We start from the raw sequence: 24,603 nt of genomic DNA, 5'->3' as shown, positions 1-24,603 counted from the left end.
GTCGGACTCTAATCGATGCTGGTGGGATTTTTCAGGGGCACGTCAGTGCAACAACTGTCCGAAGTACAGGTGGCTATTCGCCAGGGACAGGCACGCATCGATCAGATCGACCAGGAACTCGCGAACGCCCAGGGCGCCAACCAGCAGCTCGCCGAAGCGCTCACCGCGATCGCCGGTCACATCCACGATGAAGAGTGTCCTGTGTGCGGTCGGGACTTCTCCGAAGTGTCGTCCACCCCTCTCGCGGCACATGTCTCGGATGAGGTCGCGCGGTTGGTTACCGCGGCGGGTCGCGTGGAGGCCTTGGTCCGCGACCGCACTGCCACGGCTGGCTCTATTGTCGCTGCCCAGAGACGCGAAGCCGAGATTCAATCCAAACGCCTTCCGGCCGAGAGGCGAGACAGCCTCAAGAGCGAGCTAGCCACGCTGTCGGAATTGACCAATGCGCTGGCGGCGTCCTTGGACGTCGCGGCCTCGGGATCGCGGCTTATTCGGGAAGCGGCTCAAACCGCGCACGTGGTCTCCCTCCTCAACAGTCGGGTGTCCTCCCTCTCCGGCCTACGAGCCGAACTAGCGACCCATGCGGCGCAACTAGAGCTGCAGCTCTGGCCTGAAGACGCGCCGCTTCAGACGATCAACCGACTTTTTGTGGAGGCGGTGTTGTGGATCGCTCGCACAGGAAGCCCCTGGCGCGATCTGCCAGCGCTTTTCGGTAACTGGAGCACCGCATACACGCGTTTTCGTGACTGGGTGAAGGCTGATGTCTGGCAGCGAATGTTCGACGCTGTCTCCGATGAGCCCGACATGGAATACGTTATGGTCGATGCGACGATCGTGAAGGTCCACCGCCATGGCCAGGGCGCAAAAGGGGGACTTCGAGCCAGGCCATAGACAAATCCAAAGGCGGCATGACCACGAAAATTCTGGCGCTCACCGATGCGCTCGGCAATCTCGTGCGCTTTCGTCTGATGCCGGGGCAGCGTTTCGACGCTGTCGATGTGCCGCCGTTGATCGAAGGATTGTCTTTCGCGGCGCTGATCGCCGACAAGGCCTTCGACAGCAACGCCATCATCGCCGACCTCGACGAGCGCGGCGCCAAGGTCGTGATTTCACAACACTCGCGCCGCAGTCAGCCGCGCAAAATCGATCTGGAAATATATAAATGGCGGCATCTGATCGAAAATTTCTTCGGCAAGCTCAAAGAGTTCAAACGCATCGCGATGCGAGCCGACAAGACAGATCAGAGCTTCGGCGCCATGATCCATCTCGCCGCCGCCGTGATAAGCTCACGGTGAATCCCAACAGGCCCTAGTCGGCGCTTGTCCGTGATGTTGTTGTTGACGAGCGAATGGATCTCGACAGTCAGCGCGTTCGCCTGAGCTTCGATCTCGCGATATTGTGGAAGGACCTGAAATGTGGTCAGGGCCGCACGTTCGCGCTCAAGCTGGGTTGAAAGGCGTAGTCGTTCGGCTTCGAGCTCGCCGAGCGAAGCCAATTCGCCATCAACGGCCCCGGTCTTGATGGCCTGCTTCAGCGCATCAAGTGCATTCCTCTGATCTTTCAACTGCTGCCATAACGCAGCCTTTTCCCAGTCCAGGCCCAGCAGGAAGGCGTTGTGGACCTGTATGTCCCAGACCTTTTGGTTGTCGAAATATTTAAAGGGCATGTTGTAGGCGGCTGGCTGGTTGCGGTTGAAGTAGGATAGGAGCGACCTCGCCGATGGCTTGTACCCCCGGTCCGACGATGCTTCCGTCAGCCCGAACATCGCCCACGCAAGCACCGCTTTCCATTTCTTCGCATCGAAGCCGGGCACGCCTTCCTTGTTGTTCGTGGGATGAAGCGGCCAACCCTCGGTCGGCCCTTCGATCGCAAAGAATGAGGGGGCATCCGTCGCTCGTGTAACGGATATCTCGTTGCCCGCGACCACCAGGTCCAACGTGAACGCCCAACCTCGGAGAAATTCGATACGCAGTCCCTTGCCGGGCGTCGTATTGCTGGCGAGGCAGAAATCGATGATGTCGATCAGCGTCGACTTGCCGAGCGCGTTCGTCGTGTCCTTGTCGCCGGCAATGTTCGACCGGTCGGCGAGCACGAGGTTGACGCCTGTCGTAAAGGTGACAGCCCGGAAACCTCGACGGTTGGCGCGCACACCACGAATCATGAGGCGACCCTCACGATAATCCCGTCCTTTAGGTCGATCGCGCCGATCACATAGAGGAGATTTGCCGCGAGAACGAAGCGCTCGAATGTCCCCACGTTCGGCTCATTTTTGACACGATCCCATAGCCCCGAAACGGTCATCGGCGTGACGAGGTGCGTGAGGACGGTTGCGCCGACTCCGATGAGCGCCTCGTGCTGGGCGATATGTTTCGTCGGCAGGATCATTTTTCGAACACGTCGCAAATTTCGAACAAATAGATCAGGACCGCGATTCCTGCGGTCCGATCGGCGTGATTTCGAAGTCCTCTCTGCGCAAAGGAACACATCAGCTCGAAAAGCTCGTCTCCCTTATGGCCTTTTGCGCGAAGGGAGTAATATTCGGCAAGGAAGCCAGCCTTTAAACGCTCCGGAAAATCTGAATCTAGCTGCGTTTCAGCTTCGACGTAGGCTGCAACGGTGGCACGTGACATCAGCCCGGCAGCGATAACGTGCCGAGAGCCGTTCGTCAGCTCGTTCTTTTTGATCTTTTCGTCTGGTGGAATGAGCTCGAACGAGCCATTCGTTGCTGGCACTTGCGATGTCACCCACGAGATTGACCGCTCAAGCTCCGGAAATGCGATGTCCGCGAACGCGTTCTCCATGGCTTCGCGAACCTGGGCTTCGTGCGTCGCTTTGAGGGCCTGCAACGTGGCCGTCGGCCAGTCGGCCTCGACCTTGTCAATGATGGTGTGGTGATCGGTGCACATGAAGATCAGGTTGCGTACGCTGTCCCGCTCTTCATCGGTCATCGACGCGCGTAGCGGGCAGCAGTCGGCTTCTCTCCTCGAATATGGGCGGCTTCAGCGACGTAGGTGTCCTCGCCGGCCTTCGCCTCATAGGTGAGATGCTTTCCACATTTCGGAAAGGCGCAGACACCACCACTTCGAAAAGCTAAGAGGACCTTTGTGGGATAGCTGGCGCCCATGACTAGATCGCCCCCCTTAGGGGATTGATGTAGTCGACGCCATCGAAGTCCTTTTCGTTGTCAGTGACGACAACACATTCGTTTGCTTCCGCAATGGCCGCGATGATCGTATCGACCGCGCTGCGTGGCCGACCCCGTGCTTTGCCATCGGCCATGAGCTTAGCCCATACGAGGCCGGCTTTCTCGTCGAAGGAAAGCACCCTGCCGGCGAATAAGGCTTGCGGCCCCTCGGGACCCGAAAACCACGTCTCCAGCTCCTGCCGACGTTTGCCCGTCGGCTTTTCCAGCACGCCTCGCCAGATCTCCGCCACCGTTAGGGAGGAGATGTAGAGGTCCTGGTCCGACTGATCTGCCATCCATGCCAGGAGAGCCTCGGAGGGCGCCGGCTTGGTGACGTTTCTGATGATGTTCGTGTCCAGGAGGAAACGCATCAGAGATCGACCTTACGTCCCGCTTCGCGCGGACGCGTCAGGTCGATGTCGACTCCGACGAGAGGAGACCGTCGCAAGGCAGCCAAGATTCCCCCCTTGCGAGGGGGCTCGCCAGCGATGGACCTGCTGACGGTGGCGCGGAGCTCAGACGCTTCTGGTGTGTCTTCGGCGAGCTTGCGGGCGAGAGACCGAATCAACTCGCGATCTCCATCACGGCCGAGCACTTCAAAGCGTGCCAAGCCGCGCTCGCCGAGGCGGGAGCGATAGTTCTGAAGTGCGCGTCTTTGGGCCTTGCTGATGATCGCCTCCTGATCTTTCCAGTAATATAGCCGGCGGCAAGGTGCGTCGCAAGGCGCAGGAACTCGGCCGACAGGCAGAAGCGAGCGGCGTCTCCTTGATGTCGAGCCGGCTCCGCCGCGGCTTGAGCTCCAAGCCTGGTTTGTGGTGCGTCAGGGGGGTGGGTTGTCGCCAAGTGCATTAGACGGGCGAAGTCGTGCGGCGGCGCGGCGGGACGACGTGGACACCATGTGGACACCACGCCGGAAAAGCGAAAGGCCGCCTCGCGGCGGCCTTCTCACAATGCTCTAATTTCCATGAGGAAATTTGGAGCGGGCGAAGGGATTCGAACCCTCGACCCCAACCTTGGCAAGGTTGTGCTCTACCCCTGAGCTACACCCGCATCCGTGTCGCGGCGACGCGACGGGGCCCTTATGCCGTAATCGAAGCGTGATTGCAACTGTCTCGGCGACTGTCTCGAACGGCTGCGCACAGGGTGCGGACGATCTATCTTTTCGCCGCCGGCTGCGCTAATCCGTCGGGCTCGTGCGCCGGCGCCGCAAATGACGGCCCGGCGCGCGACTTCTTGTACGCCGTCCAGTCTCCGTCCGCGGATTTCCGCCCTTGAGCGCCTCTGCTTCAGACGATCCCGACATCCGCCGCCGGCGCATAAAAATTCGCGCCTGGCGCCGCGGCATGCGCGAAATGGACATTTTGATGGGCCGTTTCGTCGACGCAAAGATCGCCGCCCTGCCCGAGGCCGAGCTCGACGATCTCGAAGCGCTGCTGGACGCGCAGGACGACGAGGTCTTCCGCTGGCTGTCGCGCGCCGAGCCGGTTCCGGCGCGCTATGACACGCCCCTCTTCCGCCGGATCGCGGCTTTTCACACCCATGAGAAGCCGATCGATCTTTGAGAGCATGCTCGTCAAGCGCGTGCGAATTCCAATAGCTGCAAAAAGCCAGACGTTTCGATGACCGACCTCAAATCCGCCGTCGCCCGCCTGGAAAAAGGCGACAAGCTCCGCTTCGTGAATGTCCCGGACGGTTTCGACGCCTTCGTCGCCGCCGATCTCACGCGCGCGCTGGCCCGCGCCTCGGAGGGGCGGCCCGCCGTCTTCGTCCATGTGGCGCGCGACGCGCAGCGCTCGGCGGCCTTTCGCGAGGCGCTGCGCTTCGCCGCGCCCGAGGCGGAGGCGCTGGACTTCCCCGGCTGGGACTGCCAACCCTATGACCGCGTCTCGCCCAACGCCGCCATTTCCGCGCGGCGCATGACGGCGCTGGCGCGGCTCGCCCGCTCCAAATCCTCGGCCGAACGGCCGCGCGTCCTCGTCACCACTGTGGATTGCCTGCTCCAGCGCGTCCCGCCGCTGGAAAGCGTCGCCGCCGACACGTTTTCGGCCGCGCCAGGCAATGTCGTGCGTCTGGACGAGCTGGCGCTCTGGCTGGAGACCAATGGCTTTCTGCGCTCCTCCACCGTGCGCGAGACCGGCGAATACGCCCAGCGCGGCGGCATCGTCGATCTCTATGCGCCGGGAATGCCGGGGCCGATCCGCCTCGATTTCTTCGGCGACACGCTCGAATCGATTCGCAGCTTCGATCCCGAGAGCCAGCGCACCATCGGGCAGCTGCGCTCGCTCGATCTCGTGCCGATGAGCGAGCTACGGCTCACCAGCGACACGATGCGGCGCTTTCGCCAAGCCTACACCACGCGCTTCGGCGGGCAGACGCGCGGCGACGCGCTTTATGAGGCGATCAGCGAAGGCCGCCGCCATCAGGGCGCGGAACATTGGCTGCCACTCTTCTATGCGCGCATGGGCAGCGTCTTCGATTATGTCGGCGAGGCGCCGCTGCTGCTCGATCCGCTGGTCGAGGAGGCCGCCGGCGAGCGGCTGACGCAGATCGCCGATTATTACGACGCGCGCAAATTCGCCTATGACGCGGCGCCGGCCGACTCCAATTACAAGCCGCTGCCCCCGGACCAGCTCTATCTCACCTTAGAGGAATGGCGCGGCAAGCTCGAGGGGCGCAGCCTCGCGACATTCTCGCCCTTTGCCGCGCCCGACGGCGCCGGCAAGGAGACGATCGATTGCGCCGCCCGCGCCGGCCGCGATTTCGCGCCGGAGCGCAATAATGAGGACACCAATGTCTTCGAGGCGGCCGTCGAGCATGTGAAGGCGCTGCGCGGCGCCGGCAGAACCGTCGTCGTCGCCGGCTGGTCGGACGGCTCCTGCGAGCGTCTCGGCAGCGTGCTCGCCGAGCATGGATTGCGCGATCTCAAAACCGTCGCCTCTCTGCCGGCGGCTCTGGCGCTCGGCAAGGGCGCGGCGGCGCTCGCCGTGCTCGGCGTGGAGCATGGTTTCGAGACGGAAGGCCTCGCCATTCTCGGCGAGCAGGACATTCTCGGCGACCGCCTCGTGCGGCGCCGGCGCAAGACCAAGCATACGGAAAATCTGCTCGGCGAAGTCGCCGCGCTCTCGGCCGGCGATCTCGTCGTGCATGTCGATCACGGCATCGGCCGCTTCATCGGCCTGGAGACGATCACCGCCGCCGGCGCGCCGCACGACTGCCTCGAGATTCACTATGCCGGCGGCGACAAGCTCTATCTGCCGGTCGAGAATATCGAGCTGCTGACGCGCTACGGCTCCGAGGATACGGAGGCGCAGCTCGACAAGCTCGGCGGCGTCGGCTGGCAGACGCGCAAGGCGCGGATGAAGAACCGCATTCGCGAAATGGCCAAGGGCCTCATCGCGATCGCGGCGCAGCGCAGCCTGCGGCAGGCGGCCAAGCTCGTCCCGCCGGAAGGGCTCTACGACGAATTTTGCGCGCGCTTCCCTTACGACGAGACGGAGGATCAGGCCGCGGCGATCGAGGCCGTGCTGGACGATCTCGCTTCGGGGCGTCCGATGGATCGGCTCGTCTGCGGCGACGTCGGCTTCGGCAAGACGGAAGTGGCGCTGCGCGCCGCTTTCTGCGCGGCGATCAATGGCAAACAAGTGGCCGTCGTCGTGCCGACGACATTGCTCGCGCGCCAGCATTACAAGACTTTCTCCACGCGCTTCTCCGGCCTGCCGATTCGCGTCGCGCAATTGTCGCGCATGACTCACGCCTCCGACATGCGCCTCGCCAAGAGCGGCATTGCGGACGGAACCGTCGACATCGCCGTCGGCACCCATGCCGTGCTCGGCAAGGCGATCTCCTTCAAGGATCTCGGCCTCGTCATCATCGATGAGGAGCAGCATTTCGGCGTCGGCCATAAGGAGCGATTGAAAGAGCTGCGCGCCGAAGTGCATGTGCTGACGCTCTCGGCGACGCCCATTCCGCGCACTTTGCAGCTCGCCATGACCGGCGTGCGCGAATTGTCGCTCATCGCCACCGCGCCGGTCGATCGCCTCGCCGTGCGCAGCTTCGTCTCGCCCTTCGATCCGCTCATCGTGCGCGAGGCGCTGCTGCGCGAGCGCTATCGCGGCGGCCAAGCCTTCTTCGTCTGCCCGCGCATCGAAGATTTGGAAGACGCCGCCGCCTTCCTGCGCGAAAATGTGCCGGAGGCGAAATTCGTCATGGCGCATGGGCAAATGGCGGCCGGCGATCTCGAGGAGCGCATGACCGCCTTCTATGAGGGGAAATTCGACATTCTGCTCTCGACGACGATCGTCGAATCGGGCCTCGACATTCCGACCGCCAACACGCTCATCGTCTGGCGCGCCGATATGTTCGGCCTCGCGCAGCTCTATCAATTGCGCGGTCGCGTCGGCCGCGCCAAGACGCGCGCCTATGCGCTATTCACCACGCCCGCCAACAAAACCATCACGCCGCAAGCGCAGAAGCGTCTCGAAGTGTTGCAGAGCCTCGACACGCTCGGCGCCGGCTTCCAGCTCGCCAGCCATGATCTCGACATTCGCGGCGCCGGCAATCTCCTGGGCGACGAGCAATCCGGCCATATCAAGGAGGTCGGCTACGAGCTCTATCAGCAGATGCTGGGCGACGCGATCACTCTGCTGAAGGCCGGCATAGAGGAGCCGGAGGAGGAGGCCTGGTCGCCGACCATCGCCATCGGCGCGCCGGTGACGATACCGGAAGATTATGTGCAGGACCTCACTCTGCGCCTGCAGCTCTATCGCCGTCTCTCGACGCTGGAGACGGATCAGGACATCGAATCCTTCGCGGCGGAGCTCGTCGACCGCTTCGGCCCGACGCCGCCGGAAGTGGAGCTGCTGCTCAAGATCGTCGCCATCAAGGCGCTGTGCCGCCGCGCGCATGTGGAGAAGCTGGAGGCGGGGCCCAAGGGCGTCATCGTCGCTTTCCGCGACGGCAATTTCGCCGATCCCGCCGGCCTCGCGCGCTTCGTCATGGAGCCGGGCGCGCAGGCCAAGGTGCGCCCGGACATGCGCATCGTCTTCATCCGCGATTTCGCCGATATGAAGAGCCGCTTGGAGGGCGCGCGGCGCATTTTGCGCACGCTGGTGTCGATCGCGGAAAAGAAAAAGGCGGCGTGAAGCCGTCTTTGCGCGCTATGCGCGGACGCACTGACCGCGCGCCGCGAGACGCGCAGACTATTCGATCGAAGATCGATTACGAAGGATAGTCCATTGCATTCGACCAATGAGATCGACAAGCCCGCCGGCCTCCTCGGAGCCTGGCGCGCGACGCCGCTCTATATGCGCATCATCGCGGCCGTGGCGCTCGGCGTCGGCGCCGGCCTCGCGCTGGGCGATGCCGCGCAAATCCTCGAGACGCCGGCCAAGCTGGTCTTGCGCCTGCTCGGCGCGCTGGCGCCGCCGCTGATCCTGCTCGCCATCGTGCAGGCGCTGATGCGCGCGCATTTGGGCGGCGCGCAGGCGCTGCGTCTCGTCACGCTGCTGCTCACCAATACTCTGGTGGCGATCTTCATCGGCCTCGCCGTCGCGAACATCCTGCAGCCCGGCGCCTGGATGTCGGCGCCCCCCGGCGCCCCCGCGGCCAAGCCCGTGGGCGGCGGCTCCGATCCGCTGTCGCAATTCCTCGACAGCGTGCCCAAGAGCATCGTCGGGCCCTTCTCCGACAATGGCGCGGTGATGGGCGTCATCTTCATCGCGGTCGCTTTCGGCATAGCGTTGCGCGGGCTGAGGACGCATGAGGTGCGCACGGTCGAGGATCTCGTGCATGTCGCGCTGACGAGCCTCATCACCATTCTGCATTGGATCATCGATGTCGTGCCCTTCGCCGTCTTCGGCCTCGTCGCCAGCATCGTCGGCGTGAAGGGCTTTCGCGATTTTTTCGCGCTCGGCGGATTCTTCATCGCCGTCGTCACCGCGCTGGCGCTGCAATTTCTCTATTATGCGCTGCGCATAAGGTTCGGCTCATGGGCGAGCCCGCTGCATGTCGTCGGCGGCGTGCGCGACGCGCTGCTGATGGCCTTCTCGACGGGCAGCTCCACAGTGACCATGCCGCTGACCTATGAGCGTCTGCGCGACAAGGTCGGCCTGCGCGAGCAATCGGCGAGCATGGGCGCGCTGGTCGGCTCCAATTTCAACAATGACGGCACCGCCCTCTATGAGGCGATGGCGGCGCTGTTCGTCGCGCAATTGCTGGGGCTGCATTTGACGCTCGGCCAGCAATTTCTGGTCGTGCTGACCTCGGTGGTCGCCTCGGTCGGCGCGGCCGGAATTCCGGAGGCCGGCCTCGTGACCATGACCATGGTGTTCCGCGCCGTCGCGCTGCCGACGGATTATATCGCGCTGCTGCTGACGATCGACTGGCTGCTCGACCGCTGCCGCACGGCGATCAATGTGATGGGCGATGTGACGGTGAGTTGTCTGCTGGATGGGAAGGTGAGGAAGGAGAAATAGCCGGGCCGCGTCGCCCACCCGATCACAGAATGGAAATATTTGCCGCGAGCGAGAAAAGCGCCGGTAAAAATTCACGCGCACCCTGCGCCGGGTAACGTCGCGCGCGGCGTGCGGCGATTTTCGGTTTCGGGTGAGAGCTTGAAGGAAGCGCTCGCGCATTGCGCGGTTGCGGGCATGATGCTGGTCGCCCTCCTGCGCCCGACATTGGGAGCCGATCCCGCCGGCTGCTCGACCTATGCTTTCGTGCCCGCGACGATCTCGGCGGACGGTCAGCGGCTGCTGACCAGGATCGGCAGGGACCGCACCGCCATCCCCATTCTGCCGGAGCCCGGCGATCACAATGGCTGGGCGCGGCTCCAGTCCGCTGCGGCGGCCGCACGCGAGGTCGATCTTTCGGCTGTGGAGGCGCAGGGCGTCGCCGTGTCGCGGGTCGAGGTCGGCGACGCCGCCTATTTCGATCTGCGGCCGCGCGGGCTCGCCGACGACGGATCGACGATCGTCTATCTCCATGGCGGCGCCTTCGTCTATTTCGACGCGCGCGGATCGCTCGCTGGAATGGCGAAGCTCGCGCGCGCTTTCGGCCGCCGCGTGATCGTCGTCGATTATCGCCTCGCGCCCACGGCGAAATGGCCGCAGGTCACCGGCGACGTCGCCGCCGTGGTGAGGAGCCTGCTCGTGGCCGGATCGCAGATGCGGCGCATCGCCATTTTCGGCGATTCCGCCGGCGGCAATCTCGCGGTCGCGACGACGCTGAAAATGCGCGACGAGGGCCTCGGCCTGCCGGCGGCGGTGGTGACATGGTCGCTCGCCGCCGATTTCCGCAACGCCGCCGACACGCGCGTGACGCTGCGCGACGCCGATCCCATAATGTCCTACGAGCGCCAGATCAAAAACGCCATGCTCGCCTATGCGGACGAGAAGGATTGGACCCATCCTTACGTTTCGCCCGTCTATGGCGATTTCGAGAAAGGGTTTCCGCCGGCTCTCATCCAGGCGGGCACGCGGGAAATTCTGCTCAGCGATTCGGTGCGGCTGTATCAGGCGATCGAGGCGGCCGGCGGGACGGCGAAGCTCGACGTCTATGAAGGAATGCCGCATGTGTTCCAGGCGCAGATTCCAGACGCGCCGGAGTCGCGGCTGGCGCTCGCCAAAGTGAAGGCGTTTCTCGATAAGCATTTCGCGCAGTGAGCGAAGCGTCGCTCACCCATGCACCCCCGGCGCCTCGCGCCCGGTGCGCGCGACATATTCCGTATAGCCGCCGCCGAACTGATGCACGCCTTCCGGCGTCAGCTCCAGCACGCGATTGGAGAGCGCCGCCAGAAAGCGCCGGTCATGCGAGACGAACAGCATGGCGCCCTCATAGGCCGCCAGCGCCGCGACCAGCATCTCCTTGGTGCCCAGGTCCAGATGGTTGGTCGGCTCGTCCAGCACCAGGAAATTCGGTGGGTCATAGAGCATTTTCGCCATGACCAGCCGCGCCTTCTCGCCGCCCGAGAGCACGCGGCATTTCTTCTCCACATCGTCGCCGGAGAAGCCGAAGCAGCCGGCGAGCGAGCGCAGCGAACCCTGCCCCGCCTGCGGAAAAGCGTCCTCCAGCGCCTCGAAGACGCTGTGCTCGCCATTCAGCAGCTCCATGGCGTGCTGGGCGAAATAGCCCATCTTCACATTGGCGCCGAGCGCCGCCGCGCCTTCGTCCGGCTGCGTCGCGCCGGCGATGAGCTTCAGCAGCGTGGATTTGCCGGCGCCATTGACGCCCATCACGCACCAGCGCTCCCTGCGCCGCACCTGAAAATCCAGCCCTTCATAGATGCTGCGCGAGCCATAGCGCTTGTGAACGCGCGAGAGCGTCGCCACCTCCTCGCCGGAGCGCGGCGCGGGGGCGAATTCGAATGCGACCGACTGGCGCCGGCGCGGCGGCTCGACGCGCTCGATCTTGTCGAGCTTCTTCACGCGGCTCTGCACCTGCGCGGCATGCGAGGCGCGCGCCTTGAAGCGCTCGATGAATTTGATCTCCTTGGCGAGCATGGCCTGCTGACGCTCGAATTGCGCCTGCTGCTGCTGCTCGTTCTGCGCGCGCTGGCGCTCGTAGAATTCATAATCGCCGGAAAAGCTGCTGAGCGAGCCGCCGTCGATCTCGATGATCTTGCCGACGATGCGATTCATGAACTCGCGATCATGCGAGGTCATCAGCAGCGCCCCGGGATAGCCCTTCAAGAATTCCTCGAGCCAGATGAGGCTTTCGATATCGAGATGGTTGCTCGGCTCGTCGAGCAGCATGGCGTCCGGGCGCATCAGCAGAATGCGCGCCAGAGCGACGCGCATCTTCCAGCCGCCGGAGAGCGAGCCGACATCCCCGTCCATCGTCTCCTGTGAGAAGCCGAGGCCGGCGAGCACCTCGCGCGCGCGGCCGTCCAGCGCATAGCCGTCCAGCTCCTCGAACCGCGCCTGGACCTCGCCATAGCGCTCGAGGATTTCGTCGAAATTCTCCGCGGCGTCCGGATCGGCCATGGCGGCCTCGAGCTCGGCCAGCTCGGCGGCGACGGCGCTCACCGGGCCGGCGCCGTCCATCACCTCGGCGACGGCGCTGCGGCCGGCCATCTCGCCGACATCCTGGTTGAAATAGCCGATGCTGACGCCGCGATCGACCGACACCTGGCCCTCATCCGGGCGCTCCTGCCCCGCGATCATGCGGAACAAGGTCGTCTTGCCGGCGCCATTGGGGCCGACGAGGCCGACCTTCTCGCCGGAAAGGAGAGCCGCAGAGGCTTCGATGAAGAGGAGCTGCTGGCCGTTCTGCTTGGTGATGTTTTCGAGGCGTATCATGTCCGCGCGCTTATCGGTGAATTGCGCGGCTCTTATGGCACGGGCGGCGCCATTCCCGAAACCCCGGGGGCGCGGGCTTTATTCGGTCCCTATCGACAGAAGAAATTCGACCTTGGACACGATGTTCACGAGCGCGAGCGACAGGCCGACGAAAATCGCCGCAGTCAGCAGCGCGAGCTTAGCGCGATAGGACATGGATCGCTTCCCGCGAGGGGAAGGCGACGATAGCATGAATGGGGCCGGCCCTCATCGAGTTTCGCGTGGCGCCCCTCTCCCCCCTCTCCCCGCTCACGCGAGGAGAGGGGGGAGCGCGCTGTCAGGCCACGCCTTTCTCATTGAGGAAGGAGCCGTAGAGCTTGTCGATTTTCGGAATATGATCCGTCAGCCAGCCGACGAGAAAGGCAGCCGTATCGGCGGTCACTTCCGCCTCGCCGGCGTGGAACTTCTTCTGCAGATCGAGCGCTGTGGCGACGAGCTTGTCGTGCTCGGCCTTGTGGCCGGGGAAGGCCGGATAGCCATAGGCTTCGAAATTCGCCTCTTCCGACGCGAAATGCTCGGCCACATAGCCGATGAGCGCGTCGAGATCGCGGCCGACGGCGGCGCGGTCGCCGCTGGCGACCGAATCGCCCAGAACATTCAGCAGTCTGAAAATTTCCTGATGCTCTATGTCATGTTTGGAGACATTGGTGGCGAATTGCTCCGGCGTCCAGGTGATGAGCGACATGCCTTTTCCTCCATCGAAGATTGGCCCGATCGAGGGATGCGCGGGAAAATGCGAGAAGGCGCGCGCCGCGATCGAACGAGGCTCGGCGTAAACGGCGTGCGGACGCGCGTCGTTGATCGGCGTCAATAAAGGACGAATTGCCGCTGCGGCATGATGCGGCCTTAGAGCGTCTCCAGCCGATGTGGATGCCGGTTCGGCGTTGGAAACGCGTCAAAACAAAAGCCTAGAGCGAGCCTTCAGGCTCGCATCTCGAGCGGCCTCACGCCTTCGCCTTGGCGGCCTGATTCTTGGTCTTGCGCCTGCGCTTCTGCTCGGCGGCGCCGGGCCGCGCCGAAGCGGCGGCGGCGCGCTCCTTCTCCTGGCGCAGCGAGCCGGTCATGGCGGCGACGAGCCTCTGCGCGGCGCGCGGCGGCGTCGAGCGCATCAGCGTGACGAGCGAGCGTATGCGCTCCACATCCGGCGCGTCGCGTTCGGCGCCGAGGAAGATGCGGATCGCTGTGTCCTCGCAGACGGAGAGCGCGACGAGGGCGAGCGCCAGCGCCTCGCCGCCGCGGTCCATGAGAATGGCGCGCGCGCGCGATTTACGGCAGTCGAGCGCTTCGGCGAGCGCCTCGGCCAGCCCCTCGAAATCACGGGCGATGGCGCAGGCGTCGATCTCTTCGGCGAGCGCGGGGACGGGCCGCGCGACATGCTCCGGCCCATTGGAGACCAGCGCCCGCGTCGCCGCGTCGAGCAGAATGCGCGAGCGCTCGCCGGAATCGGCGGCGAGGAACAGCGCCTCCGGGTCGAGCGCGAGATCGGCGCGGTCCAGCAATATTCGGGCGAGCCGCAGATCGTCGCGCGCCGCCTGCAGCAGCGAGCGCCGCGCCGCTTGATCGAGATGGAGGCGCCGGTTGGCGGCGAGCGCGCAAAGCACCTCGCTCTCGCCGCGCGAGGCGAGGCTTCCGACGATCTTGCGCTCCAGCGAGGCGCGGCGGGCGATGGCGACGGCGAGCTCCGCGGAGCCGTGCTCGGCGAGCGCGCGGACGAGCCCCGAGTGGATCGCCGGCGCATATTCTATGGCGATGCGCGAGACGCGCCCGCCCTTGTCCAGCAGCTGCGCGATGACGCCGCGCGGCGTGTCCGGGTGGCGGCACAATTCCAACGCCCGCTCGGCGACGATGTCGGCGTCGAGCACCTCGATGAAGCCGCTGGCGAGCGTCTCGAACTGCTCGACATCGGCCGCCGGATGCAGCGGACGCGCGACGAACTGGTCGACGATCTCGCGGAACAGAACCGCCTGGGGCTTTCGCCGTTCGCTTTCGCCTCGTGGCATATACGCACCAATCGCAAACTTAATGCACGATCGGTGAGTTTAGCGTGCGGACATTGACGCAACATTAACCCTCGGCGGCCCCTAATCGCCGCATCGACCAATCGCGCGATTTGCGCGCTTCATTGCGGGGGCGATGAAATGGGCGAACTCATAGCCTTCCCCTCCAAGGCGAGGTCGGCGGCGCCAGCCCCGCCCATCGTCGGCGAGGCGCAAATACTTTTCTTTCTCGGCGTGCGCTACGTGAGGCAGGACGAGACCACGACGAAAGCGCCGAGCGACAGGGGCGGGGCGACGAGCGGCGGCCGCAAGCGCAAACGCCGCGCGTGACGCGGCTTCGGCATGATCGGCTCGCATCGCTCGACCGGAAAGCGCGGGATCCGTCAGTCCGCCAGAATCAGCGCCCAATAGACCTTGTATTTCGTATTGGGCGCATAGGCCGTCGCGAGTCCCATACGCGTCGCTTTCTTCATTAACAAATTCTTATTGTGCGGCGGCGACTGCCGCCATCCCGAAAACGCCTCGGCGAGCGTGTGATAGCCGGCCGAGACATTCTCCGCCGCGCTGACGCTGCGCATTCCGCGCGCGGTGAGGCGCATGTCCAGCGTTCCGCGCACCTCATGGCTCAGCGAATTGGCGCTCGCCATCGCGTTGGCCTGCGCCTGCGCGGCCTCGCGCAGCGATTCGTCCAGCGCCAGCGCGGAGAGGCCGTTATTGCTGCGATAGAGCGAGATCATGTCGCGCGCCGCCTGCGCGTCGACGCGCGCGCCGGGCGCGGCGAGCGAGCGATAGAAGCTCGGCTGCTCCGGCTCTTTCGGCAGCCGGCTGCCGTCGGAACAGGAAAAGAGCGCGAGCAGCGCCGCGGCCGGCGCGACGATACGAAGGAAAGGAGACATGCGCCGTCGCCGATGCGGAGAGTGAAGCGGTTTGCGCGCGTCTTCTACACTCATTCGCCGGCGACCGCATAGTCCCGCTCGCGCCCGGGCTCGAGCGCGCGCGGCGATGGGGCGAAGGGCTCCAGCCCCATCACCTGCACGACCGCGGGCGCTGGCGCGGGCGGCGCGATTTTCACGCCCGCCTCGGCGAAGCGGCGGTAGATGTCGAAATGCAGATCGCTCTTCACCCGCGTCGCCTGCTCGACATCGTCGACGAAGCACCAGAGCTCGAAGCGAAAGGCCGTCTGCTCCATGGAGAGGAACATCACCTGCGGCGCCGGAATGCGCAGCAGCCCGTCCTGCGCCTTGGCGGCGGCGAGGAGAATCTGGCGAATCTCCTCCGGATCGACGCCCGAATGCGGGGCGATGGCGATTTTGATGCGGCCGACGCGATCATTGCGCAACCAATTCTTCACCACGCCGGAAACGAGATTGGAATTGGGCACGATCATCGTTGCGCGATCGAAGGTCTCGATCTCCGTGGAGCGCACATTGATGCGCTTCACATAGCCCTGCTCCTCGCCCAGCACGACCCAATCACCGACGCGGATCGCCCGCTCCCACAGCAGGATGAGGCCGGAGACGAAATTATTGACGATCGACTGCAGGCCGAAGCCGATGCCGACCGACAGCGCGCCGGCGACGATGGCCAGCCGCTCGAGGCTGAGGCCGAGCTCGGCCAGCGCCACAGAGACAGCGAGCAAGAATCCCGCATAGCCGAGACTCGCGCCGATGGAGTGGCGCAGTCCCATGTCGAGGCGCGTCAGCGGCAGCAGGCGCTGATCGAGCCAGCGGCGCAGCGCCTTGGTCGCCCCATAGGTGAGCGCGAAAAGGGCGAGCGCCGTCGCCATGCCGGCCGGCGAGATCGACACTTCGCCGATCTTGAAGCCGGCATAAGCGGTCTGGAGATTGCCGAAGAAATCGCCGGACTGGAATCCGTAAGGGACGAGCGCGACGAAGAGCGCGAAAGCGTAGAGGCCGAGCGTCGCGACGCCGGTCAGCAGCACGGCGAATTGGCCGAGCGATTCCGGCTGCGCGCCGAAGCCGGCGGTGAGCGCGCGGCCGAGCGGCGTCTGCGGCTGGAAGGCGCGCGCGAGGCCGGTCTCGACGAAGGCGAGCAGCAGATAGAGCGCCGCGCCGACCGCCGCGAGCCAGGCGATCTGCAATACGAGGAAATTGGCGAAGGCCACATAGCCGGCCGCCAGCGCGCCGGTGATGACGGCGATCTCCGCCCAGGCGAGCAGGCGCAGCGCATAGATCCAGTCGCGCCCCTCGAGATCGGCGCCGGGGTCGTTCTCGCGCGTCTCGTGGCGCGTGGCGACCACGACGACGAGAAAGACAATGGCGATGAACAAGGCCCCCGCGCCGCGCGTCAGCACGATGACCGGCAGGCCCGCCTGCACGAATTCGGCGATCTGCTCCAGCACGCGCGTCGCCGCGGCGACGAAGCCGACGAGCACGGCGAGATAGAGCAGCCGCCGCGCGAGGCGGTCGCCGAAGCCGACCAGCCGCCATTGCGGCAGGCCCGGCGCCAGCAGGCCGCGCGCCAGCCCATAGGAGACGGCGACGAAAGTCACCGCCTCCGACAGCCGCCGGCCGAGCGGCGCGAGAAAGGCGTCCTCGAGTTGAAAGGCGTCGATGGCCAGCGCGATCGCCGCGACGAGGATGACCGGCAACGCCGCCGTCACCAAAGTCGTCGTCACCGCCGCCGCGGCCTTGCGGAAACGATCCGGCGCCTCGACCTCGGCTTCGCGCTTCGAGAATCGACGGGCGAGCAAAGTCGCCGGCGCGGCGAGCAGCAGCACGCCGAAGATCGTCGCCAGAAAGCTCTCGAGCTGGCCGTCGCGCAGCCGCGCCGAGACGGCGGCGGCGCGCTGCTCGAGCAGCAGGCCGAAGACCTTGGCGTCATAAGGCAGTTCCTGCAGAGCGGCGCTCCACAGCAAGGGGGAGAACAGCCCGCTCGTGCGCAGGAACAGCGTCTTGGCGAAGAGCGCCCGCTGCCGCGCGCGGATGACGAGGCCGGTCTGCCGCGCCTCGATCGACAGCGCCCGCGCCCGTTTCAGCGTGGCGTCCACTTCGTCGTAGAGCTTCTTCTGCTCCGCCCATTCGGCGTTGACGCTCGCCGTCGCCAGCGAGCCGCCCTCGATCGCCGGGGCCGGCGCAGGCGCGGGGATAGCGGCGGGCGCGGGCCGCGTCTCGGCGGAGGCCTTGGCGATGATCGCTCGGCCATTGGTCGGAGCGCGCGCGCCCTTGCCGGGAGCGGCCTCGTCCTTTTTCGGCGGCGCTTCGGCCGGCGCCGGCGCCGGAGCGGCGGGGGCGTCTTTCGTCTCGCTCGCGGGCTTGGCCGGGCCGGAAAGCTCGTCGAGCCGCGCCTGCAGAGCGGCGAGGCGCGGCGTCAGCCGGTCGATGACATCCTGAAGCTCGGCCGGTAGGGCGTCGACCCGATCGCGCAGGCTCTTGAGCGTGGCGTCATTGAGCGAGGGATCGGCGAGCGTCTTCTCCACATCCTCGAGCGTCGCCCGCGCGGCGTCGAGCCTCGCGTTGAACAGATCGAGCGAGGATGACGGCTCCGCGGCGACGGCCGCGCTGGCGAAGAGGAGGATGAGGCAAAGGGCGATAAAACGGCGCAAGGCGAAGCTTTCGTTGATGAGACGAGCCATAGACGCGCAATGAGACGAACAATCCGTCAATCTTGCGGCGACGCCTGACTTTGCTCCCGCTCTCCCGCCGGATAGGGATGCCGCCGTCCGGCGCGATCACGGACGAACCAGCCGTTTTTCTCGTCGCCCTCGAGATGCGATTGCTGAAGCGGAACCTTACCGAAGCCGCCCGGAATGTCGAGAACGTATGACGGCAGCGCTATGCCCGAGACCCGGCGCGCCAGCGCGCCATAGAGCGCCCGCCCGCGCTCGAGCGAAAGGCGGAAATGGCCGGTGCCGGGGGCGAGGTCGGGATGGTGCAGGTAGTAAGGCGTGATCTGCGCCGTGACGAGGGCGCGCATCAGCTGTTCGAGCACGTCCGCATCGTCATTGACGCCGGCGAGCAGCACCGTCTGCGCGAGCGTCGAGATCCCCGCCCTCTGGATGCGGAGCACGGCCTCCCGCGCCGGAGCGGAAAGCTCGCGCGCATGATTGACATGCAGCACCATATAGACGGCCTTGCCGCCGGCCTTCAGCGCCTCCAGCCGCTCCGCCGTGACGAGGCGCGGCGCGGCGGTCGGCGCGCGCGTATGGATGCGCAGCACGGCGGCATGCGGAATGGCCGCGAGCCGCTCGGCCACCGCGCGCAACCGCCGGGCGGACAGCGCCAGCGGATCGCCGCCGGTGAGGATGACCTCGAAAATCTCCGGCCGCGCCGCGACATAGGCCAGCGCCTTGTCGATCGCCTCCTCGGAGAGCGAGGCGCCCTTGCCGAGGCCGACGGTCTCGCGGCGAAAGCAGAAGCGGCAATAGACCGGGCACACCGAGAGCAGCTTCAACAGCACGCGGTCCGCGTAGCGATGCACGAGGCCTTCCGTCGGGCTGAAAGCGTCGTCGCCGATCGGATCGGCGCGCTCCTGCGGAAGCGTCTCCAGCTCGCGCAGATCCGGCAGAAATTGCCGGGCGATCGGGTCTGCAGCATCGGCGGGATCGATCAGCGCGGCGATCTCCGGCGTGACGGCGACGCTGTAGCGCGCCTCGACGGCGCGCAGCGTCTCCGCCCGCGCCGGCTCCAGCAGACCAGCGGCGGCGAGCTCGGCGACGGATTTCGACGTCGTATCATTGCGAGCGGAGCGAGGGCCGGCGGGCGGCTCCTGGATCGCTTCGTCGCTCCGCTTCTCGCGATGACGGGCGCTGGATTCGGTCATCCGCCGCTTATAAGGAGGAATCTGCGGGCGGCAATGGGATCAACATTTCCGTATAGGTCCGGGATAACGGGCCACAATCCGATCCACGGTCAGAAGCTCGACGCCTTCGACGATCGCCTGAGCGACGAGCATTCGGTCGAACGGGTCCTTGTGCAGGTGAGGCAGAGCCTCCACGGCGACCGCATGTCTGCCCGAAATCGGCAGCTCGACATAGCCATTTTCTGAGAGGCAACGCCGGAACACCGCCGAGTCTACATGAAAGTCCTCGCGCCCGAGTCCATTCTTGACGGCGATTTCCCAAAGGCTCGCGACGCTGAAGATCGGCTCGTTGCTCGGATCTTCGAGCAAGGAACGACATATTCGGGGCAATTTCGTCGGTTCCGCCGCGGCCCACAATAAGAGATGAGTGTCGAGCAGCAGCTTCATTCGTCAACGCCGAACAGGCGTTCGATCTCTTCTTCTCCCATTCGGTCGAAGTCGTCTGGCGTGCGAAATCGACCGGCCATGAAGCCGAGCCGCTTGGCCTCGCCGGACGCCGGCGCCGAGAGCGCCGTCACCTGGACCAGCGGCTTGCCGGCTTTCGCGATGATGAAGGACTCGCCCTTGGCGGCCTCGTCGACCAGCCGAGAGAGCTGTGTCTTCGCTTCGTGAATATTGATCATGCGCATGGCGCGCCTCCAAAACTTAGTTCATCTAGTTTAGTCCGATCGGCCCGCCACGGCAATCTTTGCGAAGCGAGGACAGCGCTATCCTCGTTCATCTCGCCGCCTATAGTGGCGCAACCGACCACCCCGCCGCACGCACAGGACCGATATGCCCGCCTCCACCAATCGCGCGTTTTGGGAGATTCTGGCTCTCCTGCGGTTCTTTCTGGCGTGGGTCGTGCTGTCCGGCCATTTGACCTGGTATCCGAAGGCGTCGGGCGGCTGGGTCGAGACATTCGACGATTTCAGCGGAAAGGCCGCGGTCATCGGCTTTCTGCTGGTTTCGGGATTTTCCATGTCCGCCTCGCTCGAGCGAGAGGAAAAGGGATTTTATATCAGACGCTTCCTGCGGATTTATCCGCTCTATCTCGGCGCCGTGCTCATGTCGCTGCTGGTCGAGGCCGTCACACGCGGGCATGTCCAGATCGGCGCGTTTTCCATCGACGGCGAGAAATCGTCGGCGGCGCTCGCGAATCTGTTTTTCCTGCAGGGCTTTTTCGTGAAGCCGCTGCAATTCGACGGGCCACTCTGGTCGCTGGCGATCGAGGTTGTCTACTATGCGCTCGCGCCCGTCTTCCGGAGGACGGAGCCTCGGCTGCTGCTCGCCCTCATGTCCTTGTCGCTGCTCTGCTATCTTCTGCCGCGGCAAAGCGATTCAGGGCTCGTCTACCAGGCTGTCGTCAAATCCAACGCGCTGGATTATCTGTGGTGCTGGTTGCTCGGCTTCCTGCTGTGGCGGGATCGGGCGCTGTCCACTCTCGCCCTCGCCGCCCTCGGCGCGGCCGCGGTGCGTTTCGGGCCCTATACGCCGGAGCCCTTCGCCCTCGTCACCTATCTGTTGACGCTCGCCGCGCTGCTCTTGTGCGATCGAATCGCTTTCCCGGATCGGCTTCGGCCGCTCGCGACCTATCTCGGCGCGTTTTCCTACCCGCTCTATGTCTTTCACTTCCCGGCGATGATCATGGGCTATGCGATCTTCGGCCTCGAATCGCCGGAGGCGCTGCTGGCGATCGCGCTGGCGACGAGCTTCGCCGCGCTCCATGCGATCGACCGCGGTCTGAAGCGGCGATGCCTCGCACTGCTCGAAGGGAGGCGCTACGTCCCCTTTTCCGCCACAGGCGTCCACAACACCTGCTCGATCCGCTCCGCCCCGCTCGCCAGCATGACGAGCCGATCGAAGCCGAGCGCCACCCCGCTCGCCGGCGGCATATGGGCCAGCGCGGCGAGAAAATCCTCGTCGATCGGATAGCGGTCGCCATAGATGCGGGCGCGCTTTTCCATCTGCTCCGTAAAGCGACGGCGCTGCTCGGCCGGGTCGGTCAGCTCGCCGAAACCATTGGCGAGCTCCACCCCGCAGGCGAAAAGCTCGAAACGCTCGGCGAAACGAGGGTCTTCCGCCTTGGGCCGGGCCAGCGCCGCCTCGCTCGCCGGATAGTCGCAGAGCAAAGTCGCCCGCGCCCGGCCGAGCTGCGGCTCCACTTTCTCGGAGAGAATCTTGCTGAAGAGGTCCGACCAATCATCATCCGCCGCGACCCGAATCCCGTCCCGCTCGGCGGCGCGGGCGAGGCCGTCGCGGTCGCCGATCAGCGCGGCGAGGTCTATGCCCGCATAGCGGTCGAAGGCCTCGCGGCAGGAGATCGCCTCGGGCTCCTCATAAGGATCGACGCTCGCGCCGCGATAGGCGAATCGCTCCACGCCCAGCGCCTCGGCGGCGGCGGCGAGCAGGCCGGCGCAATCCTCCATCAGCCGCTCGGGCGGCTCATTCGCCCGATACCACTCCAGCATGGTGAATTCCGGATGGTGGAGGGCGCTGCGCTCGCGGTTGCGGAACACGCGGGCGAAGGTGAAGATGCGCTCCTCCCCCGCCGCCAGCAGCTTTTTGCAGGAAAACTCCGGCGATGTATGGAGATAGAGCCGGCTCGCCGCGCCCACGTCCGAGACCAGATCGACGCCGAAAGCGGAAATATGCGTCTCATTGCCGGGCGAGAGCTGGAGCGCCGCCGTCTCGACCTCGGCGAAGCCTTGGTGGACGAAAAACTGCCGCAGGGCGGCGGCGATTTTCGCGCGAGCCTTGAGAAATGGCTTGCGATCGGCGTAAACATCCCGGGCCCACCAGGGCGACACTCGCGTCATTCGTCGAGCCGTTCAAAGGTTCGAGGGCGGCGGCCGGGTTCCGCGCGTGACGCGCGGATCGAGCCTTCAAGAGCGCTTTCCGCTCGAACGGAACCGTTCGAGCGATCAGAATTCGCTCCAATGCAAATTAGACCCTTTTCCGATCCCCTCGGATCGGAAAAGGGTCTGAGGCGTTCATAGACCCGCCGCGCGCGGCCAGCAATCGAGGATGAAAAATCGTGAAAGTCATCGCCAGTTCGATCCGAAAGGGCAATATCATCGAGAAGGAGGACGGCCATCTCTATGTCGTTCTGAAGGCCGAGAGCTTCTTCCCCGGCAAGGGCACGCCGACGACGCAGATCGACATGCGCCGCCTCGCCGACGGGGTGAAGGTCGCCGACCGCTACAAGACGACAGAGCAGGTCGAGCGCGCCTTCGTCGAGGATCAGGATTTCAGCTATCTCTTCGGCGACGACGACGGCTACACCTTCATGAACACCGCGACCTATGATCAGGTCATCGTGCCCAAGGATGTGATCGGCGATCAGGCCCAATGGCTGCAGGAGGGCATGGTCTGCATCCTCTCGCTGTTCAATGGCGTGGCGGTCGGGATCCAGCTCCCGGCGCGCGTCACGCTCGAGATCACCGAGACCGAGCCGGCGATGAAGGGCCAGACGGCCTCCTCTTCCTACAAGCCCGCGATCGCCTCCAACGGCGCCCGCGTGATGGTGCCGCCGCATATCCAGGCCGGCACGCGCATCGTGATCCAGACGGAAGACGGGTCCTACGTCGAGCGCGCGAAAGACTGAGTCGAGCGAATAGCGAGTAGGGAGTAGCGAATAGAGCTTCTTCTATTCGCTATTCGCTATTCGCCAAAAACTCTCTGAGCTTCGCTTCCACCGCGGCGCGATCCTTCAGCTCGCATTCCCACACGACGAGCGCGCGCCAGCCGAGCGCAGCGAGATTCTCCTGATGCGTCAGATCGCGCGCGCGATTGCGGGCGATCTTGGCGCGCCAATAATCGGCGTTGGTTTTCGGCATTCGCGCGCCGCGCGCGCAATCATGCCCGTGCCAGAAACAGCCATGCACGAAGATGGCGCGTTTACGCCCCACATAAGCGATATCGGGATTGCCGGGCACATCCTTGCGATGCAGCCGGTAATGCGGCGCGAAACCACGCAACAGCGCGCGCACCGCTTTTTCGGGTGAGGTGTCGCGCGATTTCACCGCGCGCATGACGGCGGAGCGTCGGGCGGGGTCTTCGGCCATCGCCGTCAGGCGGCGGCTCTGGCGAAGCCGCGCGACGATCGGAGCAATGGCTCGAGAATATGCGCCGCGAGATGGCGCGCCGCCGGGACGACGACGCCGTCGCCCGTCAAATGATAGGCCTCGTTATAATTGCGCGGCAGAATGTAATCCTCGGGCAGGCCCATCAGCCGCGCCGTCTCGCGCGCCGAGATCAGCCGCGAGCGCACGCGCCCTTTCTCGACGATCAGGACGAATTGCCGGCTGGAGCCGCCGGCCGGCGTGCGCAGGCAGCCGGCGAGATCGTCGAAGCGCGCTTCGGCGCGCTGGATTTTCTCGCCGTCGGCGCCGTAGCGCGTGCGACGGTAGAGCGTTCCCACCATGCGCCGCCCGGCGCTTTTCGCCGCCTCCACCTTGGCGCGATTGACGTCGCTCATTTTGTCGAGCAGCGCCTGCGTCTCCTCGCGACCATGCCAAGCGACGCCCTGCGGCTGCTCGTCGATGATGTCCGCGAGTGATATGTTGCGCGCGGCGGGCGCGGCGAGGCGCCACCAGATCCATTTCTCGCGCAATGCGCGCGGCAGGCGGTCATGCGCGACGATCAACGCGCGCGAATGCGAGAGCGGCGAGGGCTCCGTCATCGTCAATTCCGGCGACGGCGCGACATCGCCATGCAGCGCGACGATGAACAATCGCGGACGCGATTGCGGCACGAACAGCGCCGCGTCTATGACCAGCGCGCCGAACCTATAACCCTCGCCGGCGAGCGCGCGGCAGATGGCCGTGAAATCCTCGCCGCCATGCGAGGTCAACGCGCCGCAGACATTCTCCAGCGCCAGCAGCGGCGGATGTCGCCCTTCCTTGCGCAGCGCTTTGACGATCTGGAAAAAAGGCCAGAAGCTTCCCGAGCGCTCGCCTTTCAGCCCCGCTCCGGCGCCGGCGAGCGAGAGGTCCTGGCAGGGGAAGGAGGCCCAGACGAGATCGGCCCGGCCGGGCAGATCGGCGGTCGTCACCTTGCGCACATCGCCGGGGAAAAGCTCCTCGCCGCCCCAATTGGCGCGATAGGTCTCGCATTTCTTCAAGTCGAAATCATTGGCGAAAAGGCATCGCCAGCCCGCGCCAAGCCCGGCGCGCGCCATGCCGCCGCCGGCGAAGAATTCATAATAGCTCGGCTGTTCCATGCGGCCATGCTAACGCGATTCGCGGGGCGAAAGCGATCCAGAGCGCCCCGCTCTGGATCGCTG

General features: G+C 65.2%; 24 protein-coding genes, 1 tRNA gene and 1 pseudogene. 9 read left to right on the top strand and 17 right to left on the bottom strand.

Annotated features, from left to right (window positions below; genetic code table 11):
* The first annotated feature begins 15 nt into the window (after window positions 1-15).
* Together AC6IY7_RS08860 and AC6IY7_RS08855 are read left to right on the top strand one after the other, a co-directional pair.
* Window positions 16-891, top strand: a complete 876-nt coding sequence (locus AC6IY7_RS08860; RefSeq protein ID WP_497782681.1) for a transposase — start codon at window positions 16-18, stop codon at window positions 889-891.
* A gap of 17 nt (window positions 892-908) precedes the next feature.
* Window positions 909-1,295 (top strand): transposase, encoded by a 387-nt coding sequence (locus AC6IY7_RS08855; RefSeq protein WP_497782680.1) that lies wholly within the window; start codon window positions 909-911, stop codon window positions 1,293-1,295.
* Here the strand turns inward: AC6IY7_RS08855 and AC6IY7_RS08850 are convergent.
* The 6 genes from AC6IY7_RS08850 to AC6IY7_RS08825 all read right to left on the bottom strand — a co-directional run bounded on the left by AC6IY7_RS08850 (window position 1,241) and on the right by AC6IY7_RS08825 (window position 4,234).
* Window positions 1,241-2,161 carry a hypothetical protein gene (locus AC6IY7_RS08850; protein ID WP_497782679.1) on the bottom strand — a complete coding sequence of 307 codons (921 nt, stop codon included), beginning with the start codon at window positions 2,159-2,161 and terminating at the stop codon, window positions 1,241-1,243. The genes AC6IY7_RS08855 and AC6IY7_RS08850 overlap by 55 nt on opposite strands.
* On the bottom strand, window positions 2,158-2,385 hold the full coding sequence (locus AC6IY7_RS08845; protein ID WP_497782678.1) for an ABC-three component system middle component 6: 228 nt from the start codon (window positions 2,383-2,385) through the stop codon (window positions 2,158-2,160). Before AC6IY7_RS08845 ends, AC6IY7_RS08850 begins: the two co-directional genes overlap by 4 nt.
* The gene (locus tag AC6IY7_RS08840) at window positions 2,382-2,948 is read right to left on the bottom strand and encodes an HNH endonuclease (protein ID WP_497782677.1); all 567 of its coding nucleotides are present in this window, start codon (window positions 2,946-2,948) and stop codon (window positions 2,382-2,384) included. The genes AC6IY7_RS08845 and AC6IY7_RS08840 overlap by 4 nt, the downstream gene beginning before the upstream one ends.
* 178 nt (window positions 2,949-3,126) lie before the next feature.
* Window positions 3,127-3,555 carry a PIN domain-containing protein gene (locus AC6IY7_RS08835; RefSeq protein ID WP_497782676.1) on the bottom strand — a complete coding sequence of 143 codons (429 nt, stop codon included), beginning with the start codon at window positions 3,553-3,555 and terminating at the stop codon, window positions 3,127-3,129.
* On the bottom strand, window positions 3,555-3,854 hold the full coding sequence (locus tag AC6IY7_RS08830; RefSeq protein WP_497782814.1) for a hypothetical protein: 300 nt from the start codon (window positions 3,852-3,854) through the stop codon (window positions 3,555-3,557). The genes AC6IY7_RS08835 and AC6IY7_RS08830 overlap by 1 nt, the downstream gene beginning before the upstream one ends.
* A 305-nt stretch (window positions 3,855-4,159) precedes the next feature.
* Window positions 4,160-4,234: transfer RNA gene (locus AC6IY7_RS08825), tRNA-Gly, on the bottom strand.
* 293 nt (window positions 4,235-4,527) lie between these two features.
* Here AC6IY7_RS08825 and AC6IY7_RS08820 point away from each other — a divergent pair.
* The 4 genes from AC6IY7_RS08820 (at window position 4,528) to AC6IY7_RS08805 (ending at window position 10,845) form a co-directional block, all read left to right on the top strand.
* Complete coding sequence (locus tag AC6IY7_RS08820; protein ID WP_497782675.1) at window positions 4,528-4,746, top strand: FAD assembly factor SdhE; 219 nt, start codon at window positions 4,528-4,530, stop codon at window positions 4,744-4,746.
* 57 nt (window positions 4,747-4,803) lie between these two features.
* Window positions 4,804-8,325 (top strand): transcription-repair coupling factor, encoded by a 3,522-nt coding sequence (gene mfd, locus AC6IY7_RS08815; RefSeq protein WP_497782674.1) that lies wholly within the window; start codon window positions 4,804-4,806, stop codon window positions 8,323-8,325.
* Window positions 8,326-8,418: 93 nt separating this feature from the next.
* Complete coding sequence (locus tag AC6IY7_RS08810) at window positions 8,419-9,657, top strand: dicarboxylate/amino acid:cation symporter (RefSeq protein WP_497782673.1); 1,239 nt, start codon at window positions 8,419-8,421, stop codon at window positions 9,655-9,657.
* Between the two features lie 108 nt (window positions 9,658-9,765).
* Window positions 9,766-10,845 carry an alpha/beta hydrolase gene (locus AC6IY7_RS08805; protein WP_497782672.1) on the top strand — a complete coding sequence of 360 codons (1,080 nt, stop codon included), beginning with the start codon at window positions 9,766-9,768 and terminating at the stop codon, window positions 10,843-10,845.
* Window positions 10,846-10,857: 12 nt separating this feature from the next.
* Here the strand turns inward: AC6IY7_RS08805 and AC6IY7_RS08800 are convergent, their stop codons facing one another.
* The 3 genes from AC6IY7_RS08800 to AC6IY7_RS08790 all read right to left on the bottom strand — a co-directional run bounded on the left by AC6IY7_RS08800 (window position 10,858) and on the right by AC6IY7_RS08790 (window position 14,519).
* Window positions 10,858-12,480: an ABC-F family ATP-binding cassette domain-containing protein gene (locus tag AC6IY7_RS08800; protein WP_497782671.1), complete on the bottom strand. Its 1,623-nt coding sequence runs from the start codon at window positions 12,478-12,480 to the stop codon at window positions 10,858-10,860.
* Window positions 12,481-12,796: 316 nt separating this feature from the next.
* Window positions 12,797-13,204: a bacteriohemerythrin gene (locus tag AC6IY7_RS08795; RefSeq protein WP_497782670.1), complete on the bottom strand. Its 408-nt coding sequence runs from the start codon at window positions 13,202-13,204 to the stop codon at window positions 12,797-12,799.
* A 259-nt stretch (window positions 13,205-13,463) separates the two neighbouring features.
* Window positions 13,464-14,519, bottom strand: coding sequence for a hypothetical protein (locus AC6IY7_RS08790; protein ID WP_497782669.1), 1,056 nt, complete (start codon window positions 14,517-14,519; stop codon window positions 13,464-13,466).
* Between the two features lie 138 nt (window positions 14,520-14,657).
* On the opposite strand from AC6IY7_RS08790, the gene AC6IY7_RS08785 reads away from it, so the two are divergent.
* Window positions 14,658-14,846: a hypothetical protein gene (locus AC6IY7_RS08785; protein WP_497782668.1), complete on the top strand. Its 189-nt coding sequence runs from the start codon at window positions 14,658-14,660 to the stop codon at window positions 14,844-14,846.
* 53 nt (window positions 14,847-14,899) lie between these two features.
* On the opposite strand, the gene AC6IY7_RS08780 is transcribed toward AC6IY7_RS08785, so the two are convergent.
* Genes AC6IY7_RS08780 through AC6IY7_RS08760 form a run of 5 tightly spaced genes read right to left on the bottom strand, consistent with a single transcriptional unit; the run spans window position 14,900 to window position 19,966 of the window.
* Window positions 14,900-15,412, bottom strand: coding sequence for a CAP domain-containing protein (locus AC6IY7_RS08780; RefSeq protein WP_497782667.1), 513 nt, complete (start codon window positions 15,410-15,412; stop codon window positions 14,900-14,902).
* A 50-nt stretch (window positions 15,413-15,462) separates the two neighbouring features.
* Window positions 15,463-18,111 (bottom strand): DUF3772 domain-containing protein, encoded by a 2,649-nt coding sequence (locus AC6IY7_RS08775; RefSeq protein WP_497782666.1) that lies wholly within the window; start codon window positions 18,109-18,111, stop codon window positions 15,463-15,465.
* Between the two features lie 26 nt (window positions 18,112-18,137).
* On the bottom strand, window positions 18,138-19,298 hold the full coding sequence (locus AC6IY7_RS08770; RefSeq protein ID WP_497782665.1) for a lysine-2,3-aminomutase-like protein: 1,161 nt from the start codon (window positions 19,296-19,298) through the stop codon (window positions 18,138-18,140).
* A gap of 39 nt (window positions 19,299-19,337) precedes the next feature.
* Window positions 19,338-19,724, bottom strand: coding sequence for a type II toxin-antitoxin system VapC family toxin (locus tag AC6IY7_RS08765; protein WP_497782664.1), 387 nt, complete (start codon window positions 19,722-19,724; stop codon window positions 19,338-19,340).
* Window positions 19,721-19,966, bottom strand: a complete 246-nt coding sequence (locus AC6IY7_RS08760; RefSeq protein WP_497782663.1) for a type II toxin-antitoxin system Phd/YefM family antitoxin — start codon at window positions 19,964-19,966, stop codon at window positions 19,721-19,723. Before AC6IY7_RS08760 ends, AC6IY7_RS08765 begins: the two co-directional genes overlap by 4 nt.
* 145 nt (window positions 19,967-20,111) lie before the next feature.
* Between AC6IY7_RS08760 and AC6IY7_RS08755 the strand changes: the two are divergent.
* A pseudogene (locus AC6IY7_RS08755) lies at window positions 20,112-20,975 on the top strand (acyltransferase family protein); the annotation flags it as partial.
* Window positions 20,976-21,097: 122 nt separating this feature from the next.
* Here the strand turns inward: AC6IY7_RS08755 and epmA are convergent.
* Window positions 21,098-22,135, bottom strand: a complete 1,038-nt coding sequence (gene epmA / locus AC6IY7_RS08750) for an EF-P lysine aminoacylase EpmA (protein ID WP_497782662.1) — start codon at window positions 22,133-22,135, stop codon at window positions 21,098-21,100.
* Between the two features lie 215 nt (window positions 22,136-22,350).
* On the opposite strand from epmA, the gene efp reads away from it, so the two are divergent.
* Window positions 22,351-22,923 (top strand): elongation factor P, encoded by a 573-nt coding sequence (efp, locus tag AC6IY7_RS08745; RefSeq protein WP_497782813.1) that lies wholly within the window; start codon window positions 22,351-22,353, stop codon window positions 22,921-22,923.
* A 49-nt stretch (window positions 22,924-22,972) separates the two neighbouring features.
* On the opposite strand, the gene AC6IY7_RS08740 is transcribed toward efp, so the two are convergent.
* Both AC6IY7_RS08740 and AC6IY7_RS08735 read right to left on the bottom strand, forming a co-directional pair.
* Complete coding sequence (locus tag AC6IY7_RS08740) at window positions 22,973-23,383, bottom strand: very short patch repair endonuclease (RefSeq protein WP_497782661.1); 411 nt, start codon at window positions 23,381-23,383, stop codon at window positions 22,973-22,975.
* Between the two features lie 5 nt (window positions 23,384-23,388).
* Complete coding sequence (locus AC6IY7_RS08735) at window positions 23,389-24,540, bottom strand: DNA cytosine methyltransferase (RefSeq protein WP_497782660.1); 1,152 nt, start codon at window positions 24,538-24,540, stop codon at window positions 23,389-23,391.
* Window positions 24,541-24,603: the final 63 nt, after the last annotated feature.

This window comes from Methylosinus sp. is20ea (genome assembly GCF_059718135.1).
Note: the sequence above shows the minus strand (reverse complement) of the source record. Positions and strands in the feature narration are given on the sequence as shown.

Coding starts and splice junctions, on each gene's coding strand:
- AC6IY7_RS08840 (WP_497782677.1), bottom strand. CDS start 2,948: ATGACCGATGAAGAGCGGGACAGCGTACGCAACCTGATCTTCATGTGC.
- AC6IY7_RS08775 (WP_497782666.1), bottom strand. CDS start 18,111: ATGGCTCGTCTCATCAACGAAAGCTTCGCCTTGCGCCGTTTTATCGCC.
- AC6IY7_RS08740 (WP_497782661.1), bottom strand. CDS start 23,383: ATGGCCGAAGACCCCGCCCGACGCTCCGCCGTCATGCGCGCGGTGAAA.
- AC6IY7_RS08760 (WP_497782663.1), bottom strand. CDS start 19,966: ATGCGCATGATCAATATTCACGAAGCGAAGACACAGCTCTCTCGGCTG.
- AC6IY7_RS08780 (WP_497782667.1), bottom strand. CDS start 15,412: ATGTCTCCTTTCCTTCGTATCGTCGCGCCGGCCGCGGCGCTGCTCGCG.
- epmA (WP_497782662.1), bottom strand. CDS start 22,135: ATGACGCGAGTGTCGCCCTGGTGGGCCCGGGATGTTTACGCCGATCGC.
- AC6IY7_RS08850 (WP_497782679.1), bottom strand. CDS start 2,161: ATGATTCGTGGTGTGCGCGCCAACCGTCGAGGTTTCCGGGCTGTCACC.
- AC6IY7_RS08800 (WP_497782671.1), bottom strand. CDS start 12,480: ATGATACGCCTCGAAAACATCACCAAGCAGAACGGCCAGCAGCTCCTC.
- AC6IY7_RS08860 (WP_497782681.1), top strand. CDS start 16: ATGCTGGTGGGATTTTTCAGGGGCACGTCAGTGCAACAACTGTCCGAA.
- AC6IY7_RS08855 (WP_497782680.1), top strand. CDS start 909: ATGACCACGAAAATTCTGGCGCTCACCGATGCGCTCGGCAATCTCGTG.
- AC6IY7_RS08765 (WP_497782664.1), bottom strand. CDS start 19,724: ATGAAGCTGCTGCTCGACACTCATCTCTTATTGTGGGCCGCGGCGGAA.
- AC6IY7_RS08790 (WP_497782669.1), bottom strand. CDS start 14,519: ATGCCACGAGGCGAAAGCGAACGGCGAAAGCCCCAGGCGGTTCTGTTC.
- AC6IY7_RS08735 (WP_497782660.1), bottom strand. CDS start 24,540: ATGGAACAGCCGAGCTATTATGAATTCTTCGCCGGCGGCGGCATGGCG.
- mfd (WP_497782674.1), top strand. CDS start 4,804: ATGACCGACCTCAAATCCGCCGTCGCCCGCCTGGAAAAAGGCGACAAG.
- AC6IY7_RS08785 (WP_497782668.1), top strand. CDS start 14,658: ATGGGCGAACTCATAGCCTTCCCCTCCAAGGCGAGGTCGGCGGCGCCA.
- AC6IY7_RS08835 (WP_497782676.1), bottom strand. CDS start 3,555: ATGCGTTTCCTCCTGGACACGAACATCATCAGAAACGTCACCAAGCCG.
- AC6IY7_RS08795 (WP_497782670.1), bottom strand. CDS start 13,204: ATGTCGCTCATCACCTGGACGCCGGAGCAATTCGCCACCAATGTCTCC.
- AC6IY7_RS08845 (WP_497782678.1), bottom strand. CDS start 2,385: ATGATCCTGCCGACGAAACATATCGCCCAGCACGAGGCGCTCATCGGA.
- AC6IY7_RS08770 (WP_497782665.1), bottom strand. CDS start 19,298: ATGACCGAATCCAGCGCCCGTCATCGCGAGAAGCGGAGCGACGAAGCG.
- AC6IY7_RS08820 (WP_497782675.1), top strand. CDS start 4,528: ATGCGCGAAATGGACATTTTGATGGGCCGTTTCGTCGACGCAAAGATC.